This is a genomic window from Bifidobacterium sp. ESL1118 (genome assembly GCF_058505595.1).
Map to the genome: position 1 here is coordinate 1,049,275 of NZ_CP196371.1, position 16,583 is coordinate 1,065,857.

A 16,583-nucleotide genomic window follows, 5' to 3' on the forward strand; every position below is an offset into this window, starting at 1 on the left:
TGGGTTTCTTGCCATGGTAGAGAAGTGAGGGATGATGCTCAGAATAGCTGTACCGAATAAGGGCATGCTTTCGCAGCCGTCATGGAGTCTGCTTCGGGAATCAGGTTATCAGTTGCGCTCCAACGACCGACAACTTGTAGTGCATGATGAAGAAGACGATGTTGAGTTGTTCTATCTGAGACCACTTGACATCGCCATCTATGTTGGTCGAGGTGCCGTGGATGTGGGAATCACAGGGCGCGACATGCTGCTTAATTCGAACACTAAAGCCCGAGAATTCATGCAGTTGGGTTTCGGAGGCTCCACGCTGCGCTTCGCTGCACCGAACGACTCAGACATCACAACACTCGAAGACATCGATGGGAAACGTGTGGCAAGTTCGTTTGACAAACTGGTCAACGATTATCTTGAGGCACATCACATCACCGCTGACATCATTCATTTGGATGGCGCTGTGGAGTCTTCGGTCCAACTGGGCATTGCCGATCTGATAGCGGATGTGGTCTCAACGGGAACAACGATGCGTAACGCGGGCCTTCGGATTTTTTCGGAGCCCATTGTGCATTCAGAGGCGGTTTTGATTTGCTCACCTGATCTTGACGACCATGATCGTCGGCTCATCAAATTTGCCCGTCGTCTCCAAGGTGTGTTGACCGCACGTCGATATGTGCTGATGGATTTCGATATCCCCGTAGACAAGGTCAGTGCAGCGGCACAGATCACACCGGGTCTTGAAAGTCCAACAATTTCACCGCTTCATGACAAACAATGGGATGCCATGCGTGTCATGGTTCCACGCGATCAGGTGAATCAACTTATGGACAGGTTGTATGCCATTGGTGCCCGTGGCATTATTGTCACAGCGTTGCAAGCTTCAAGAATCTAACGGAAATATATACTACAATGAAATTACCTACCAAAGCGAATCAATATAGTCCGGCTGCTCGCGATGTTTACCTCACAGTGCCGAATTTCATCAGTTTGCTTCGGATAATATCAATACCATTTATTGCATACCTGACCTACCAGCATAAGATGGTCCAGGCCCTTCTTGTCCTTGCCGTTTCATCGGCATCCGACGGGCTGGATGGCATTATTGCCAGAAAATTCAATCAGGTCAGTAAAATAGGTCAGATCCTTGATCCGATTGCCGATCGACTGCTCATCCTCTGCAGTATTCTGGCGCTCGGAATGGCCGATATCATTCCTTGGTGGATGCTCATCATTGTAGGGTTACGAGACTTTGTATTGCTTATTCTCATCGTCATTCTTGCTCAGCATGATTATGGCCCATTACCTGTGAATTTCGTTGGCAAGGTGGGTACAGCGTTGTTGATGATTGCGATAGCGGCATTGATATTTGCAGATTTATGGCATACTACCTTCACCAGTATATTGCATATGGTTGCATTGTCTGCAGGAATCTGGGGCGTGGTGTTGTATTGGATAGCTGGTTATATTTACATACGCCAAGGATTTCGGCTTATTCATGAGGATACGGCAAAATGATCAGCGAGGGCCTGCGTCCACCGACTTTTCCGCCTTTACCTGATGACAGGCCACTACGTCGAAGGTTCGTATATTCCAAAGCTATAGCTGATTTGGCTTCGCAACACACATCCAGCTTCGATGACCGCCGTAATGTGTCCCGCCGAAGTCGCAGGAGCAAGGACGAAAGCCTACGCCTTATCGATGATCTGACGAATCGATCCGTCGATCCTTTGTTTTTGGACTCACAGTTGGTCATTCGACCCCGTTCGGCGATGGATGTTTGGTTGACGCGTGCGGTTGTGTTCATCATTTGTGTCGCCGTTGGCTTTTTCGGCACACTCATGGTCAAGCAACTCAACACGGATCCGCGTAAGGCTGTTCGCAACAGTCTCATCAGTGAATTGCAACAACAAAACGCTGCTATCGAAAAGACCTCCGCAGAGGTCAATGCACTGCATTCCAAAGTGTCAAAACAGTATGCCCAGGTTTCGACCCATGAGGGCAACCCGACGTACACAAAAGACGACATGATCAATGGGACGGTTCCTGTCACAGGTCCAGGCATCACCCTGACGCTCGATAACCCTCTTTCTGTGGGTTCACAACAAGGTTTCAGCCGGGCAAACGCACAATCAAAGGTAAGATTGGTTACAGACGCTGATTTACAGACCTTCATTCGTTTGTTATGGCGTTCGGGTGCCGAAGCCATCGCAATCAACGGTCATCGCATAGGGGTGGGTACATCGGTTCGCACTGCCGGATCAGTAATCCTTATTGGCACCGATGAGATCTCGAGCCCTTACACGATTCTTGCAATCGGAGACAAGCAACAATTGTCCCAAGACGTAGGTGCAAAAGCCCAACCAGAGGTATACAGTGCGTTACAGGCTTCTGGTATCTTCCCACACATCAAACAGAACAGGTCGCTCAATTTGGTTGCGGCAACTACAAGCGAATTGTCGTATGCACAAAGGAGGGAATAATGGCTGCTGTACTTGGACTCATCCTCGGACTTATTGTCGGAATGTTCGTCAAGCCGGATATTCCGATTGTTTTACAGCCTTATCTTCCGATTATGGTGGTGGCTGCGCTGGACGCGTTGTTGGGCGCGGCGAGAGCATACTTCGAACGCTCGTTCTCTGACCGGGTCTTCGTCATCTCTTTCATTTCAAACGTGTTGACCGCAACACTGTTGGTTCTCCTCGGCAATCAGCTTGGTGTCGGCTCCCAGCTCCAGACTGCCGTCATCGTGGTGTTGGGTATCCGAATCTTCTCTAACGTCTCGGCAATTCGCCGTTTCCTGTTTAAGGGATGATGTTCATGGACAAGAAAAAAGTCGAGGCTGAAGAGTTCTCCAAAATACGAATCCAGAACACTCACGACAGGGAAAACGACCGAACGGACACCGGTGCATTCCCAGTCATACGGCGTAGGGTTCGTAAAATCGGAGGTTCCCAAGCAGGGCACGCCCTCACACGGGCGCTCATAGTGGTTCTATGTGCATTGTTGAGTTTTGGATACGTGATTCAGCTCAATAACAAAACATCGACATATGAAACGATGAGTGAGGAGGAGCTGACGCGCCTCATCAGTGAGACCAGCACCCAGGCCCAGAACCTCGAACGTCGCAAGAGCGAGCTGACAAGCCAACTCAACTCCTTGCAGCTGGCAGCGGACAAGCAGAAGGAAGTAGAGAGAATAGCATCGCAGAACGCCGAAACCAGCGGAATTCTTTCGGGTCGGCTCCCGGCAAAGGGCAAAGGTGTCGTCATAACCGTGGGTAAAGGTTTCAAGACGCCTGTGGATGCTGCCACAATGTTTCAGCTGATTGAAGAATTGAGAAACGCCGGTGTTGAGGTGATGTCGCTCAATCAGGTACGAATCGTGACTTCGACATATGTGGCCGACACCAAAAACGGGTTGGAAAGTGATGGGGCGGCACTCAAACCCCCATATATAGTCAAAGCGATAGGAGACCAGCAAAATCTTCAAAATGCCGTGAACATCGCCGGAGGGGTGGGGTCAAGGCTCAAGGTCAAATTCGGTGCGTCTGTGGTAGTGAAGCCTTCTGATGCCGTGGAAATAACCGTCACTAGTAGCTCTCGGCAATTTAAGTACGCACGGAATGTAGAATAAAACTATGACTACACCTATACCAAGCGCAGGCGAGACCACCATCATTGGGATGCCTGCAATAAACATATCGATAACGAGCACCGGTGAACGTCCGTTAACACAGGACGACCTCGATACCTTGGCACAGCTCACTCCAGGTTCGGCCTTGCTTATTTCCACTAGGGGAGAGGTGTCAGGATCACGATATCTGCTTGACGAAGACGAGGTCAGCGTGGGCCGTGATCCGCATGCGGATATCATGTTGGACGATGCCACCGTTTCCCGCCATCACGCTACATTCAAACGTGTGGGGCAGGACTATGAGGTTATCGATGCCGGAAGCCTTAACGGTACATACGTTAACCGGAAACGGGTCGATACAGTGCTCTTGAAGAGCGGGGATGAACTGATGATCGGCAAGTTCCGTCTTGTGTATTTCTCTCGTTCTTCTCAAAACCAATAGAACATATTGAAGGTAAACCATTATGACGTCGTCATTCGAACCGACTGATACCCAAGCTGTTCAAGGCGAGCTTTTTGAGGATATCGAAGGCGATGACGCAACATTGGGGTACCGGGGTACGGTGGCGTCAACAGTGGCCGGGATCACATATCGGCAACTCGACTACTGGGCCCGTAAACAGATTCTCGCCCCATCGATCAAGCCATCGAATGGATCGGGGTCACGACGTCTGTATTCATTCAAGGATGTGGTCGTTCTCTCGGTTTCCAAGCGACTGCTTGATATGGGCGTCAATCTACAGAACGTGACGAAAGCCATGGATTATCTCTTGCGTCGTTCAGTTTCGCAACTGGAGGATATGACCATCATCTGTGATGGCGAAAGCGTAAGGGAATGTACAGATGGAACTGAGCTATTGGATATTATAGAAGACGGGACACCATTATTCGGTATCTCGGTCGGAGCCCAATGGCACAGAGTCGAAGAAGAATTGGCCAACCAACATGCAGAAGACGTATCCGCTGAGGGATCAGGCTCTAACCACGGCGGCCCGATCGAAGATCTGACTGAGGCTCGGCTCCGTAAAAAACTCACGCTGCAACACGAGCAACGCCATCAAGGAGTGTACAACTAATATGGACTTTCTTCCAGCTGGATTGTGGTTGATTGCAGTGATGATCGGCATTGCCGTTTGCATACGCTGTATGATTGATGGGGAGCTTGTGCATGGCAATAAGTCGCGTAAACACAACGTGCAGCCATTATCGTGGGGCATTATGGCGATGCAACCTGTGACCTTGGTGTTAGGTATGGTACCATATGCCGTCTATAAGTACGCCAAATCAAGGTTTTCTTCTGGCTCTTCGGCATTGTATGCGAGCGTTCTGATTCCGTCTGCCATTGTAATGGTCGTGATCGTTATCCTTGAATTGGTTTTCATGTATCTGCAGGCACAACGTTCATACACGGATGTCATGGACAACCGTATTGCCGACGATAAGAGGGGCAAGTAATGTTTAGCAATGCTGCATCTAGGACAATGCGCCTAAGAGACAGTGGGTGTCTGATATAGCTTAGTCGCTTATAGTAAGACCTAGCAGTAATATAAATCTGACATAACGTACATTATCGGCTTAATGTGCCAGAACGCAAATCATAGACCTTCGAAATATGCTTCGACTTGATCAGCTAACTTGCTGACTTGATCAACAATGCCACATGCCCCATGTTGCTCGAGCTCCTGCGGCTGCGCATAGCCCCAATCACAGCCAAGACAATCAATGCCACATGAAGACGCTCCATCCACATCATCCATACGGTCACCGACCATAAGTGCCAAATCGGTATTGTTGTCGAAATCGAGCGAATCGATTCCATGCTCAATGACCCGAGCTTTCGACGTACGTGAGTTGTCCACACTGGCTCCAAACACGTAATCCATGTACTGCTCAAGCCCAAAATGGTGGCATACGGACCTCGCCTGAGGCTCAGGCTTGCAACTGGCGATAGCAAGAACAAAGCCATCGTTACCCAAGCGTTCCAACTGTTCTTGCACCCCAGGATATACACTATTGCAAAACAGGCCGGGACCTTATGTCCCGGCTCCAAGGGATCGTCAAACACATGTTGATTTGTATAATAGCTTCGATAGACCTTGACGAAGTCATCGATGTATCGCTCAGGCATATGATTGCGTCGCAGCGATACTGGAATCGGAGGGCCTATGAACAGCATCAACTCTTCATGACTCGGTGCGTGAAAACCAAAATCCTTGTATGTCTTCATGAGGCTTCCGACGATGCCGGGATCCGAACGTGTCAACGTGCCGTCAAGATCGAAGAAGATCACATTCCGGTTTTGCCTACCCAACGTTGTGGCCTCTCTGCGATTGCAACGGTTTATTCATAATCCGGGAACCAGCCGTCGCGGTGCATCTGCAGGCGCTTCTTAAGTAGATCTTTGAGCTCGTCCTCAGTGCGACGCTCCTTGACCATATCCCAATGGGTACGGACAGGCTTGTGAATTTCGTCCGGCTCCTGAGAGACATCTTCACGTTTTGCGGTTTCCCCACAACGGCATTCCCATTCTTCGGGCGCCTCCACCCCTTCCGCAAATGGCAGAATGGTACGATGCCCCTTCGGGCAAATGTACGTCACATCGCTACGATCGGCAAAATCGACATTCTCATCCGATTCGAGCGACTTTGCACCGATGCTCATACCACGTAGACTGCGTTCAGCCATGAAACCCCCAACATCCTTACCTCAAAATTATGTACATACAATCAAACAGCCTAAACGTACGATTTATTCCATTTCAGTCTAGGCCCGAATATGCAACAATATCACGATTGACCAACCTTCCAGCATCTCGGGCAGCCGAATATAAGCCGGGATGGTTCGAGTGATAATAGGGTTTTGCGGAAGCTATCTGTTGCAGCAAATCCGAAAGACGTTTGGCATTGCGCACAAAGTCCCCTCCGGTCAAGTCTGTGGAACGCAACACTTGTGTCAGGGTTCCGCCATTAGCCCAGTCATACATGACATCGACCAAGGCGAAGTCCAACATGTCAAGTGAGTCGAGATCGGCGTCCTCACGCCTGTCCTGCACGTCATCGAACGTTTCCCTCAAATCACTGCAACACTCAAACACGATGCCGTCGGTGCCTCCTGGATAGCGCCGCGGCTCTCCCCCATCGCCTCTGCGCGCCTCATATACCAAAGCGGACAGGACTGCTGCAAGTTCGGTTGGGTGCAAACCGTCAAGGATTCCGGATTCTATGGACTGCGCCAAAACAAGATCATAATCACTGTAGAGATGTCGCAATAACTGACCACGTTCCGTAAGTTGATAACGCACACCCGAATTCAAGTCATCATGCCTGGGATATTCGTTCAGATATCCCAAATCATGAAGAATCTCACAGATACTATCGAATTGACGCGCCACGGAACCGGTCCGTGACAGATACCGCTTCCTTAATGTGCTCAGCTCCTTGGTCTCTCGCATCCACCGATTGCCCCATTTCAGATGTTCGGTAAGATCAGGGCATTGCCGACAGGAATCGTTGGAGTTTTGTTCCTTCAATGCACGGATACGGTGTTCAAGGTCGTGCAGCGCCGTACTTTTTTCTGATTCATTTGCATACATTGTTCGTTTGATCCGGCGACGACCGTTTTTCTGCAGATCGCTGAGTTCACGCCTTGTTTCCATAAACCGCTTAAAATCACCGTGCGAGCATGCAAATGCCTGCTCATACCCGGCCACAGCCTTCTCAAGTGCAGCTATGCGTGACTGCAGCTCGCCGGCGGAATTATTTGCCTCCCATTGTGCGAATGAATGGTTCAGCGTCTTTCGCGCCGTTGAGTAATCACTGGAGTTCAGAAGATTGACAGCCATGTTGAACGTCGGCTTGAATCTTGAATGCAATGGATACACACGCTTGCTGGACAGGGATGCCAACGTTGCGGGTACGAAGCCACGGTGATCCACCACCACGGCGTGGCCAATGGTGTCTATGCCCCGTCGTCCCGCCCTTCCGGTCAGTTGAGTGTACTCCCCTGGCGTCAGTGTGGCGTGTTCAGTGCCGTTGAACTTCTCAAGCTTTTCAACCACCACGCATCGGGCCGGCATGTTGATGCCCAAAGCCAAGGTCTCCGTGGCAAACACCACCTTGACCAGACCTTCTTCAAAGAGCCGCTCGACAATCTGTCGGAACAACGCCACCATCCCTGCATGATGCGGGGCAAAGCCTTCTTCCAATGCATACCTAAATCGGGCAAACCCAAGGGCCTTCAGATCCTCTTGGCCAAGCTGACCGGCAACCATCTCGTCCACAATGGTTCGAATACGCAGGGCCTCGTCTTCTGTAGTGAGTTCAAGACCGGCTTCGAGACACTGCTGAACAGCTTCATCACAACCATTGCGTGAAAATATAAAGTAGATTCCTGGAAGCTCATCAAGAAAGTTCAGTTCGTCGACCACAGCCCAACGACGAGGCGTATACCGCACAATCGCTTGCTGTTTCCTGTGCACGTGCTGTTTCCCATAGGCTTTAGGAACCGCACGCTCAGCCTTGCGATCGAGCTGATCGAGACGATCAATCAGTCGCGCATTAAGCCGATTGGTCTGATGACCATTCTTGAACTGATATAAGTCAATAAGCTCCGGTTCATGGTTTCTGTCGGCCTGAACCATCACATGCTGTTCCAACGGCACAGGTCGTCGCTCACTGACCACCAGCGTTGTGCGTCCACGCACCGATTCAATCCAGTTGCAAAAGTCCTCGACATTGGAGACGGTGGCAGAAAGTCCAATGATCCTTGCTGCTTTTGGAAGGTGGATGATGACCTCTTCCCAGACCGGTCCGCGGAACTGATCGCCTAGGTAATGGACCTCGTCAAGAATCACATACCTGAGACCATGTAACGTCTGCGAATGCTCATAGAGCATGTTTCGCAAGACCTCCGTGGTCATCACAACGATATCAGCCTCAGAATTGATGGAATTGTCGCCGGTGAGCAAGCCTACTTTATCCGGTCCATACAAGCCGACCAAATCATGGTATTTCTGGTTACTCAGCGCCTTAACTGGGGTGGTATAGAACGCCTTGACATTGTTTCGCTGCGCAAGGTATATGGCAAAATCCGCCACTACGGTTTTTCCGGCACCTGTCGGCGCTGCCACCAGCACATTGTTACCGTTCTCGAGTGATTTGTTTGCCTCTATCTGGAACGAATCCAATGCAAACGGTAACGTGCGGGCAAAACGCGCCGCCTCGCTCTTCTCATACACTGTTCGCTGTTTGTACGCGCTATAGCGCTGCGCCGGTGTAAGGTCAGTCATTCCACCTCCGCCACTGCTGTGCATGCCGCATTCTTCGGTTTATTGTACGTTCCACCACTGCCGTATGCGCCTTGCTGTAGCGATTGGCAGCATTGCCGAGTGGTCTGGTGAACACTGGTTCATCGTCATTTTCTCCAGACATCGGATATTTGTTCTGGATATCCGTTAGGGGCTGCATGATCGTCGATGCTGTATCGGAAACGGTATGGGCTGACCGCATAGCATGAACAACGGCATATGCCACACCAAGAAGAAAGACAAGCAGTGCCGCAACAGCCAACACCAGCCAACACCACCATCTCATGGTCTCTCCTATTTCTTTTCCACGCTCAGCTCGCGGTTGGCACGGGCTATCACCATGGATCGTAATGATTGCGGAGCCACCGCCTTGATATGACGGGCATTGGCAATACAGAAAGCGACAAACCAGGAATCTGAGGAAACAACGAGATGAACCTTTTCACCTTGTTGGAATGGCTCCACCTTTGCACCTGAGAGAGACTTCACAAAAGGAAGGTTCGACTTATCTGTAATGAACACCGCAGAAGTACCATTGTCGAAACTCCATCGACGTAGCTCCTCTGCCGGAGTATCGGGAATGTCTGGCTTCCTAGTCGGCTTGACGATACTCGCATCTTCGATACGTGAAAGTCTGATTACCTGCCAAATCCTGGGCCTGCCTGTGGCTTTGTTGATGGTTGTGTCTTTATGGACGAATTCCTTTTCGTCAGCAGGTGCAACCGATTCGACATCAGTCCACATTGCACCGTAGTAAACTCCCTCATCGACAAAAATCCTCGCGGGTGCCACAAGCTTACGAAGCGTGCGTCCAGCACCATCCGTGTACTCCATATCAAGCAAGCATGAAGTATCGATGGCACGCCTTACTATAGTAAAACTCTTTGGCTCCACCTCATACCCAGTGAGACTCAGCCAGGGGGTCTCTCCAGGTTTGACATGCTCCTTGAGCTTAAGATACAGCCGCTCTGCCTGATCTCGCTGCTTGTCAGGCAACAGTGAGGAATGTGCAAGATAGCTTACAGAAGCGGTGAGCATACTCAGGTACTGCTGAGAGATGCCTGCCAAACGCTCAAGTCCGAGCGAATTAGTGGCAGAGACAATACCTTCCTCATCCAACAATGACCAGTCGATATCAAAGAACTGACTTCCGGCTATTTCGCCATCATCCGAAACAGTCGTCAGCGTATTGATGTCTTTGCGGATGACTGCCACCGATTTACGCAATTCATCCTCATTCGCCGGTTTCCCGATGAAACGGGTGGCAAGTTCCTCCAATGAGAATTCCTCGCCGAGATGAGCCGAGAGAAACAGCATGAGACGAAGTCTACGATCCACCTCGCTGCCTGTCTGGAACGCAGTGCTGTTACGGGAATGCTGACTTTCAGCGGTTCGTTTCGCCGATCCCTCATTGCTGTTGGCTATGGAGGCTTCCGATACTGGTTTATCAGAGGGTAGCACATACTTTGCATCTGCAAGTTCAATGTCCGTAGCGGCTTTGAATCGCCGATTCAAAGCGTCTACAGCCTCTTGCGGCGAAACCACCGTGGCACCGGGATGTTCCAACACATACATGGCCAGGTCACCGGAATTCGCATAAGCCACATTCAAGTGTTCCCCGGCCACATCCACTGTGGCTGCAAAACGACGCGAATCGATTACTTTGGCCAATGACTCAGGTATGGGCTGCGTACCAAGACCCGGAGCAATGGAGTCCAAGCCGAGACCGGGTGTTGGCGGTTGCGGAACACGTGGTTCCGTACGGGATACGTGATTCTCCTCAGGCTTGACCGATTCCGAAGAAATCGACATGGAACGAGCCAGATAATTGGCTGCGGCGAGTACGGGAAGGTCTTCTTGCTTAAACCGTAGACGCACCCTAGGCTCATCGCCTAGCTGCAATCTATATGAAGCAAAATCCTGTCCTTCGGACTTTGAAGAATATTCTGGCTGGCGAGATTCAATCGCGATGCCCATGGCTGCCAACTTGGCGCGATCGCGCTGGAACTGTTTGGCAAAAGCCGCCTTGGCCGCCTGATCGACCAATTCCCCATAGGAATCGGCGTAGGCTTTGACTCGTTGGGCTATCTGACGTGAAGTCAACCATTGAGGGAATGCTGAGGAAAGCACCGCCAACACATCAAGCTCATGCTTACCCCACTTGTCGGAAAACCTGCGCCTTCCGTTGCTTCCTTCTGTCATTAGTCCTCGCGTATCGTTACTATCAGATGAAACGTGTGTCTTATAACACACACTTACCCTATATTAGATGTTTTTTGATGAAAAATGCAAAGTTTTGCAAATTTGACGGCAAATTTCTTTTTTGGCGGACTCGTTTGCAGGTCAGGTTCACCACTGGCCACATCTCCACTCTCATTGAAATGCAGCTCTTACGCGCCTGAAACTGGCCGTCGAAAGAATCACCAAGAATCCGGTTCGATGCCTTGCGGCCCCACGAACGAGCCGTTTGGTACGTAACTTGGCTTGCCCGGATCTTCAAGCAGGGCATCCCCGTAGAACTGAACATTCTCTCCAAATGTCCAGTCTCCTTTGATACTGACAGAGTTCGCTGCCGCCAAAGAAGGAACAGAGTATGGGAACCGCTCATTGAAGTCAGCAATGTATGAGTAATACCTGGAATCCAAGTCCACAGTCGGGAAAACATAGTTGCCGTCCTCCATCTCGTATGAGTCAGTGAGATGGAAACGATCCGAACGCATGATGAACAGATCATTCGTTGTCTTGACCGGCAGGAAACGCATACGGTCCACCTTAACGCAGATGGCATTGTCAAAGAACTTCACAGCTGCCCCCATCGCCGTTTCCAGCTGCACGACGGGCACCGTCGTGGAATCCGTAGGATCCACCGTCTTATAGTTTCGGATCACCGGTAAAGGCAACACGCCATCGTACTGTTGAAGTTTGTCCCTGAGCGCCTCTATACGAATCCATATGCTGTTGGTGTTGAAATAAGGGTGGCGAGATATATCTTCGGCAGCCTGCTTGTCTTCACGCGAGACCTGGGTCATTTCACGCAGCATGAGGCACCCTGTTTTGCGGTCTCGTACAAAGTGCCCTCCCTTGCGATCCGACTCGGTGCGTTGAGCGACCTCAACCATGAATGACTTATCGGAATTCTCAAAATATTGAGCCAATGTTCGTGAAGGACGAGCACCCAGATTATCGGAATTCGAAATAAACAGATACTCGAATCCATGCTCCAGCAAGCTATCAAGAAGGCCTGATTCCCACAGCGTGGAATAAATGTCGCCATGGCCTGGAGGGCACCATTCCAAATCCGGGTTCTTCGGATATTCCACCGGCATACCAGTGCCCAAATCAATCTTAGGTTCCTGATGCTGCACAATCTGGGTTAGGATGTTCGTTTGCATGAAGGCCCGGTTTTTGGCGAGTACATTCATGGTGTCTTTTGATGTGCGGAATGAATTCATAAATGTCAGAGGAAGCGGAACGCCGAGTCGTTTGCGGGCCGTGAGCACCTGACCGAGGATGATGTCGATGAAACGCATCTGACGGGCTTTGTGCCGACGTACTGGTATCAAGGATTTTGCTGCCTCAAGTCCCATGGAAGTTCCCAAACCGCCATTCAGCTTCAGAAATGCCGTTTTGGCGAATGCATGTACAGCCTGGTCATGGTCAATCGTCTTGTAAATCTCGTGGAAACTCGGCACATCCGTCAGGGGTTCAACATCGTCCTCTCTAATATATGCACCTTGCACATCGGTCTGTGACCCTGATTCGTTGAACGAGTCACTGTAAGAACGCTTGAACTGGGCAACAGCGACATCGCTCATCCCCTGTTCGTGCATCTTCTGCGCAGCTGATTTGAAAAGGTTATCCAAAACCACTCCTTATTTCTGAACGGACTGGTACCAGTGTAGCCTTTTTTTGTCAGCATCCCAACTTGCACCAAAAAAGGATGCCTAACCGGATGAAAATCGAATGTACGAGGTGTTGATTCAAGATAGACATCGCCAATGCAGTGATGCATCAAAGCCAACAAATACGAAATAATTATCACCCTCGGTAGATTCGTTCTGAGGCTATCGTTCAAAAATATATGGTCCCTAATGTATGTTCCTCATACGAAACTGCCGAAAATATTCGTCTCATTGTGGTATAGCTTGTGTCATCTGGTTACACAGGCTTGCATAGTGTCATACGCCACGCCGGACACTGAGAATCGTTCATGTATGATAGAATGTCTTCTTGGTGCTTGGCACTGTTCGGGTCGTAGCGCAGTTTGGTAGCGCACTTGACTGGGGGTCAAGGGGTCGCGGGTTCAAATCCCGCCGACCCGACGAAAAGGGCGGAAATCCAAGGCTTTAGGCCTGTAGGATTTCCGCCCTTTCTGTTTTTTGGACACAACAACATGTCGTTCCAACAGCATGTAATGCACATATTTGGATTACAGTCATAACAAGTGACGTTGTATAATCCATGTCATGGCATAGCGCAATAACGTGCCATGTGGTGACGGGGAACGGCATGGTCATCGATGGAACTCATATCATCGATGTACCATGCCACGGATGGGGACTACAAGTAGCCCCTACTTCCTGCCCTTCTTCTTGCGCTCGCGTATGTTGACCGAAATCTGGATGGGTGTGCCTTCGAACCCGAATTCCTCTCGAATCTGACGTTCAAGGTAACGTCTATAGCCCTGCTCCAGGAAACCCGTTGCAAAAACAACGAAGCGTGGCGGCCGTGTGGACGCCTGAGTGGCAAACAGAATGCGTGGCTGTTTGCCACCACGCAACGGGTGTGGGTGAGCTGCCTGCACCTTGCCGAGGAAGGCGTTGAGCTTGCCTGTGGGAATACGCTTATCCCAAGAAGCAAGCGCCTCGCGCATGGCTCTAGGGAGTCTATTGGTGTGCCAGCCGCTTTTGGCGGAAAGATTGACTCGCCCGGCCCAGGTAACCTGATCGAATTCGGTCTTCCACAGTCGTTCCATGCGTTGCCTGTCGAAATCGTCCATCAGGTCCCACTTGTTGAACACCAACACGATGGCGCGGCCGGCATCGACGGCCTGGCTCATCACTTTGAGATCCTGCTCGGAAACAGGCTGTGAGGCATCGAACAGCACAAGCGCGAGTTCAGAGCGTTCAATGGCCGCCTGCGTGCGAAGCGACGAGTAGTACTCGGCACCGGAAAGCTTATGTGGCCGTCGCTTGATGCCTGCGGTATCGATGAACAACCAATCCTCGCCATCAAGCTCGACCACCTCATCCACAGGATCGCGGGTGGTTCCTGCCAAATCGTTCACCACGGAACGCTCCTGATGCGCCAGCTGGTTCAGCAACGAGGACTTGCCGACGTTCGGCCTGCCAACGAGCGCGACCCGTCGCAAGTTGGACGGCGTAAGGTAGCCTGAGGTCTTCTTGGCTTTCTTCAATGCGTTCAATGACGCATCAAGCAACTCCCCTATTCCTCTTCCATGCATGGCGGAAATGCTGTACGGCTGTCCAAGACCGAGTTTCCAGAACTCGGCGCTCATGTATTCCTCGGAAGCTCCGTCGATCTTGTTTACAGCCACAATGACGGGCTTACCTGATTCACGGAGCATGGCAACGATGCGCGAATCGGTGTTGGTGATGCCCACTTGGGCATCGACGACCAGCACCACCGCATCCGAAAGGCCAACTGCAATCTGCGCCTGCGAGGCTATGGCCGAGTCAATGCCCTCGACATCGGTCTCCCAACCTCCAGTGTCGACGAGTTTGAAGTCTGTGCCTGACCACTCGGCATCATAGCTCACGCGGTCGCGGGTAACGCCAGGCGTGTCTTCCACAACGGCCACTCGGTGACCGAGGATTCGATTGACCAAGGTGGATTTGCCGACATTCGGCCTACCAACCACAGCCAGAACGCCGACGGCATGTTTGGCGTCGTTTCCATTCTCTGCAACGGCAGCCCCCGAGATTAGCTCGCGGTCGGACTCGTCGAGATCATAGTCTTCCAGGTTTGCCGCATAACGGTCATATTCCTGCTGCTCAACAGCATTTTCAACGAGGTCAACAAGCTTGTCGAGCGTCTGCTCAAACGTCATGTCCGAGTTATCCACGGTGGTGACACCAGGAGCCGCGTCAAGGAAATTCGTGGTCCCCGAGTCGGCTTTGTCGCGGGCGAATACGTCTTCGGCACCTACAGCACCTTCGCCCTGCTTGCTTTGGCCTGTACGACGCGCCTGACGAACCTCCGGACGAGCAGTAAGTAACACTCGCACTTCGGCCTTCGGAGCCACCACGGTGGTGATGTCGCGCCCCTCGGCGACGATGCCCGCACCGTGAGAGTAGGAATCCTCGGCTGCCTCACCATTGATGTAGGCGCGCTGGGCAGCAATAAGCAAATGTCTCACAGGAATGATGTTGGACACCTTGGAAACATGCGATGAAACGGAGGAATCGCGAATAGCCTCGGTGATGTCGCTCCCATCCACAGCCACGCACGGCTTGTCAGGGTCGAGGCTGATGTCGAAACGACCTTCATCGAACAGATCCGCCACACATTGTGTCACAGCCTGCTCGTCGACCTGTTTCGCATCCAAATCGATATTCTGTTCCATACAACGCCAGGCAACGGCTCGGTACATGGCACCAGTGTCGAGGTAGGCGTAGCCGAAGTACTTGGCCAGCGCCTTGGAAGTCGATGATTTGCCGACACCGGCCGGCCCATCTATGGCTACGCGAATCACAGACCCACCTCCTTGGAAAGAGCCGTCAGCTCAGCATGAGAGAGCATGCGGTAGGAGCCCGGCTTAAGCTCCCCCAGTTTGATGGGTCCTATCTGAGTCCGCACAAGTCGGCGCACTGGAAACCCGATGGCTCCGAAAATGCGGCGAACGATGCGATTCTTGCCCGAATGCAGCACCACTTTGACCATGGTCGAGTCTCGCTTTGCATCGATGATGGCACAGCGATCAAGGCGTATGAGGCCATCGTCAAGATTGACGCCTTGTGTGACGAGTCTACGGCAAACATTGCCGCCGATCCGACCGTCAAGGGTCGCGATGTAGGTTTTCTCAACCTCATATTTGGGGTGCATGACGTGCTGACTGAGCTCGCCGTCATCCGTCATGAGGATAAGGCCCTCAGAGTCATAGTCCAGACGCCCCATATGGAATATATGCTCATATCGGTCACCGATGATGTCGCGAAGCGTATAACGTCCTTTGGCATCATCCATAGCGGAAAGCACTTTCTTTGGTTTGTTGAGAGCCAATGTAACATGCTTTCCATTGATATGGATACGTGACCCGTCGACTCGTATCTGCTGGATGTCGGGATTGGCCCGGGCCCCGAGTGTGGTGATCAGTTCGCCATCGACTTCAACGCGTCCTGACGTGATAAGCTCTTCGCACTTTCGACGTGAGCCGAATCCCGCCTGTGCCAAGACCTTCTGCAGGCGGATGCCGCCGCTACTGTCATTTTCTGTATGATGCGCTTTTTCCGCGCGCGAATATACGTTTGGCATCGTTCTCCCAACGTGGCCGTGGTTCCCATAGGAACAGCAATATCGTAAGTGTCATTGAAATTCTCAGATTCCGCCTAAAGCCTCACTGTAAAGACCATTGTTCAGACGTAATTCAAGAGTAATCTACGCATACTTATAAGCATCATACACTATTACA

Annotated in this window: 14 protein-coding genes, 1 tRNA gene and 3 pseudogenes; 9 read left to right on the forward strand and 9 right to left on the reverse strand. The window is 51.3% G+C overall.

The genetic code is table 11. The features are described 5' to 3' along the window. The first annotated feature begins 34 nt into the window (after positions 1-34). The 8 genes from hisG to ACSYSS_RS04145 all read left to right on the forward strand — a co-directional run bounded on the left by hisG (position 35) and on the right by ACSYSS_RS04145 (position 5,082). Positions 35-886 carry an ATP phosphoribosyltransferase gene (gene hisG, locus ACSYSS_RS04110; protein ID WP_491704216.1) on the forward strand — a complete coding sequence of 284 codons (852 nt, stop codon included), beginning with the start codon at positions 35-37 and terminating at the stop codon, positions 884-886. 17 nt (positions 887-903) lie between these two features. Beyond that, on the forward strand, positions 904-1,509 hold the full coding sequence (locus ACSYSS_RS04115) for a CDP-alcohol phosphatidyltransferase family protein (protein ID WP_491702824.1): 606 nt from the start codon (positions 904-906) through the stop codon (positions 1,507-1,509). A 92-nt stretch (positions 1,510-1,601) separates the two neighbouring features. After that, complete coding sequence (locus tag ACSYSS_RS04120; RefSeq protein ID WP_491702825.1) at positions 1,602-2,474, forward strand: DUF881 domain-containing protein; 873 nt, start codon at positions 1,602-1,604, stop codon at positions 2,472-2,474. Beyond that, on the forward strand, positions 2,474-2,806 hold the full coding sequence (locus ACSYSS_RS04125) for a DUF1290 domain-containing protein (RefSeq protein WP_491702826.1): 333 nt from the start codon (positions 2,474-2,476) through the stop codon (positions 2,804-2,806). The genes ACSYSS_RS04120 and ACSYSS_RS04125 overlap by 1 nt, the downstream gene beginning before the upstream one ends. A gap of 5 nt (positions 2,807-2,811) precedes the next feature. Then, complete coding sequence (locus tag ACSYSS_RS04130; protein ID WP_491702827.1) at positions 2,812-3,627, forward strand: DUF881 domain-containing protein; 816 nt, start codon at positions 2,812-2,814, stop codon at positions 3,625-3,627. Positions 3,628-3,631: 4 nt separating this feature from the next. Further along, a complete protein-coding gene (locus ACSYSS_RS04135) occupies positions 3,632-4,069 on the forward strand; it encodes an FHA domain-containing protein (RefSeq protein WP_491702828.1) in 438 nt (145 codons plus the stop codon). Between the two features lie 22 nt (positions 4,070-4,091). Further along, positions 4,092-4,703, forward strand: coding sequence for a MerR family transcriptional regulator (locus tag ACSYSS_RS04140; RefSeq protein WP_491702829.1), 612 nt, complete (start codon positions 4,092-4,094; stop codon positions 4,701-4,703). A gap of 1 nt (position 4,704) precedes the next feature. Further along, the gene (locus ACSYSS_RS04145; RefSeq protein WP_491702830.1) at positions 4,705-5,082 is read left to right on the forward strand and encodes a hypothetical protein; all 378 of its coding nucleotides are present in this window, start codon (positions 4,705-4,707) and stop codon (positions 5,080-5,082) included. 140 nt (positions 5,083-5,222) lie between these two features. Here the strand turns inward: ACSYSS_RS04145 and ACSYSS_RS04150 are convergent, their stop codons facing one another. The 7 genes and pseudogenes from ACSYSS_RS04150 to ACSYSS_RS04180 all read right to left on the reverse strand — a co-directional run bounded on the left by ACSYSS_RS04150 (position 5,223) and on the right by ACSYSS_RS04180 (position 12,762). Next, positions 5,223-5,603 (reverse strand): HAD hydrolase-like protein, encoded by a 381-nt coding sequence (locus tag ACSYSS_RS04150; protein WP_491702831.1) that lies wholly within the window; start codon positions 5,601-5,603, stop codon positions 5,223-5,225. Between the two features lie 149 nt (positions 5,604-5,752). Beyond that, a pseudogene (locus ACSYSS_RS04155) lies at positions 5,753-5,854 on the reverse strand (HAD family hydrolase); the annotation flags it as partial. Between the two features lie 113 nt (positions 5,855-5,967). Next, entirely contained in the window at positions 5,968-6,312 is a 345-nt protein-coding gene (locus ACSYSS_RS04160) for an RNA polymerase-binding protein RbpA (RefSeq protein ID WP_491702832.1), read from the reverse strand. Between the two features lie 73 nt (positions 6,313-6,385). Then, complete coding sequence (locus ACSYSS_RS04165; RefSeq protein ID WP_491702833.1) at positions 6,386-8,938, reverse strand: DEAD/DEAH box helicase; 2,553 nt, start codon at positions 8,936-8,938, stop codon at positions 6,386-6,388. Positions 8,939-9,226: 288 nt separating this feature from the next. Beyond that, positions 9,227-10,300, reverse strand: a pseudogene (locus ACSYSS_RS04170) (helix-turn-helix transcriptional regulator); the annotation flags it as partial. Between the two features lie 98 nt (positions 10,301-10,398). Further along, positions 10,399-11,134: pseudogene (locus ACSYSS_RS04175) on the reverse strand (helix-turn-helix transcriptional regulator); the annotation flags it as partial. Between the two features lie 218 nt (positions 11,135-11,352). Beyond that, entirely contained in the window at positions 11,353-12,762 is a 1,410-nt protein-coding gene (locus ACSYSS_RS04180) for a UTP--glucose-1-phosphate uridylyltransferase (RefSeq protein ID WP_491704217.1), read from the reverse strand. Between the two features lie 418 nt (positions 12,763-13,180). Between ACSYSS_RS04180 and ACSYSS_RS04185 the strand changes: the two genes are divergently transcribed. Next, positions 13,181-13,254, forward strand: a tRNA-Pro gene (locus ACSYSS_RS04185). Positions 13,255-13,505: 251 nt separating this feature from the next. On the opposite strand, the gene der is transcribed toward ACSYSS_RS04185, so the two are convergent. Together der and ACSYSS_RS04195 are read right to left on the reverse strand one after the other, a co-directional pair. After that, the gene (gene der / locus ACSYSS_RS04190; protein ID WP_491702834.1) at positions 13,506-15,647 is read right to left on the reverse strand and encodes a bifunctional cytidylate kinase/GTPase Der; all 2,142 of its coding nucleotides are present in this window, start codon (positions 15,645-15,647) and stop codon (positions 13,506-13,508) included. Further along, positions 15,644-16,426 carry a pseudouridine synthase gene (locus ACSYSS_RS04195; RefSeq protein WP_491702835.1) on the reverse strand — a complete coding sequence of 261 codons (783 nt, stop codon included), beginning with the start codon at positions 16,424-16,426 and terminating at the stop codon, positions 15,644-15,646. The genes der and ACSYSS_RS04195 overlap by 4 nt, the downstream gene beginning before the upstream one ends. Positions 16,427-16,583 lie beyond the last annotated feature (157 nt).

Bases quoted from the DNA above. Each gene is read 5' to 3' on its own strand.
- ACSYSS_RS04145 (WP_491702830.1), top strand. From the start codon at position 4,705: ATGGACTTTCTTCCAGCTGGATTGTGGTTGATTGCAGTGATGATCGGC.
- ACSYSS_RS04160 (WP_491702832.1), bottom strand. From the start codon at position 6,312: ATGGCTGAACGCAGTCTACGTGGTATGAGCATCGGTGCAAAGTCGCTC.
- hisG (WP_491704216.1), top strand. From the start codon at position 35: ATGCTCAGAATAGCTGTACCGAATAAGGGCATGCTTTCGCAGCCGTCA.
- ACSYSS_RS04180 (WP_491704217.1), bottom strand. From the start codon at position 12,762: ATGCACGAACAGGGGATGAGCGATGTCGCTGTTGCCCAGTTCAAGCGT.
- ACSYSS_RS04130 (WP_491702827.1), top strand. From the start codon at position 2,812: ATGGACAAGAAAAAAGTCGAGGCTGAAGAGTTCTCCAAAATACGAATC.
- ACSYSS_RS04135 (WP_491702828.1), top strand. From the start codon at position 3,632: ATGACTACACCTATACCAAGCGCAGGCGAGACCACCATCATTGGGATG.
- ACSYSS_RS04140 (WP_491702829.1), top strand. From the start codon at position 4,092: ATGACGTCGTCATTCGAACCGACTGATACCCAAGCTGTTCAAGGCGAG.
- ACSYSS_RS04125 (WP_491702826.1), top strand. From the start codon at position 2,474: ATGGCTGCTGTACTTGGACTCATCCTCGGACTTATTGTCGGAATGTTC.
- ACSYSS_RS04195 (WP_491702835.1), bottom strand. From the start codon at position 16,426: ATGCCAAACGTATATTCGCGCGCGGAAAAAGCGCATCATACAGAAAAT.
- ACSYSS_RS04165 (WP_491702833.1), bottom strand. From the start codon at position 8,938: ATGCACAGCAGTGGCGGAGGTGGAATGACTGACCTTACACCGGCGCAG.
- ACSYSS_RS04115 (WP_491702824.1), top strand. From the start codon at position 904: ATGAAATTACCTACCAAAGCGAATCAATATAGTCCGGCTGCTCGCGAT.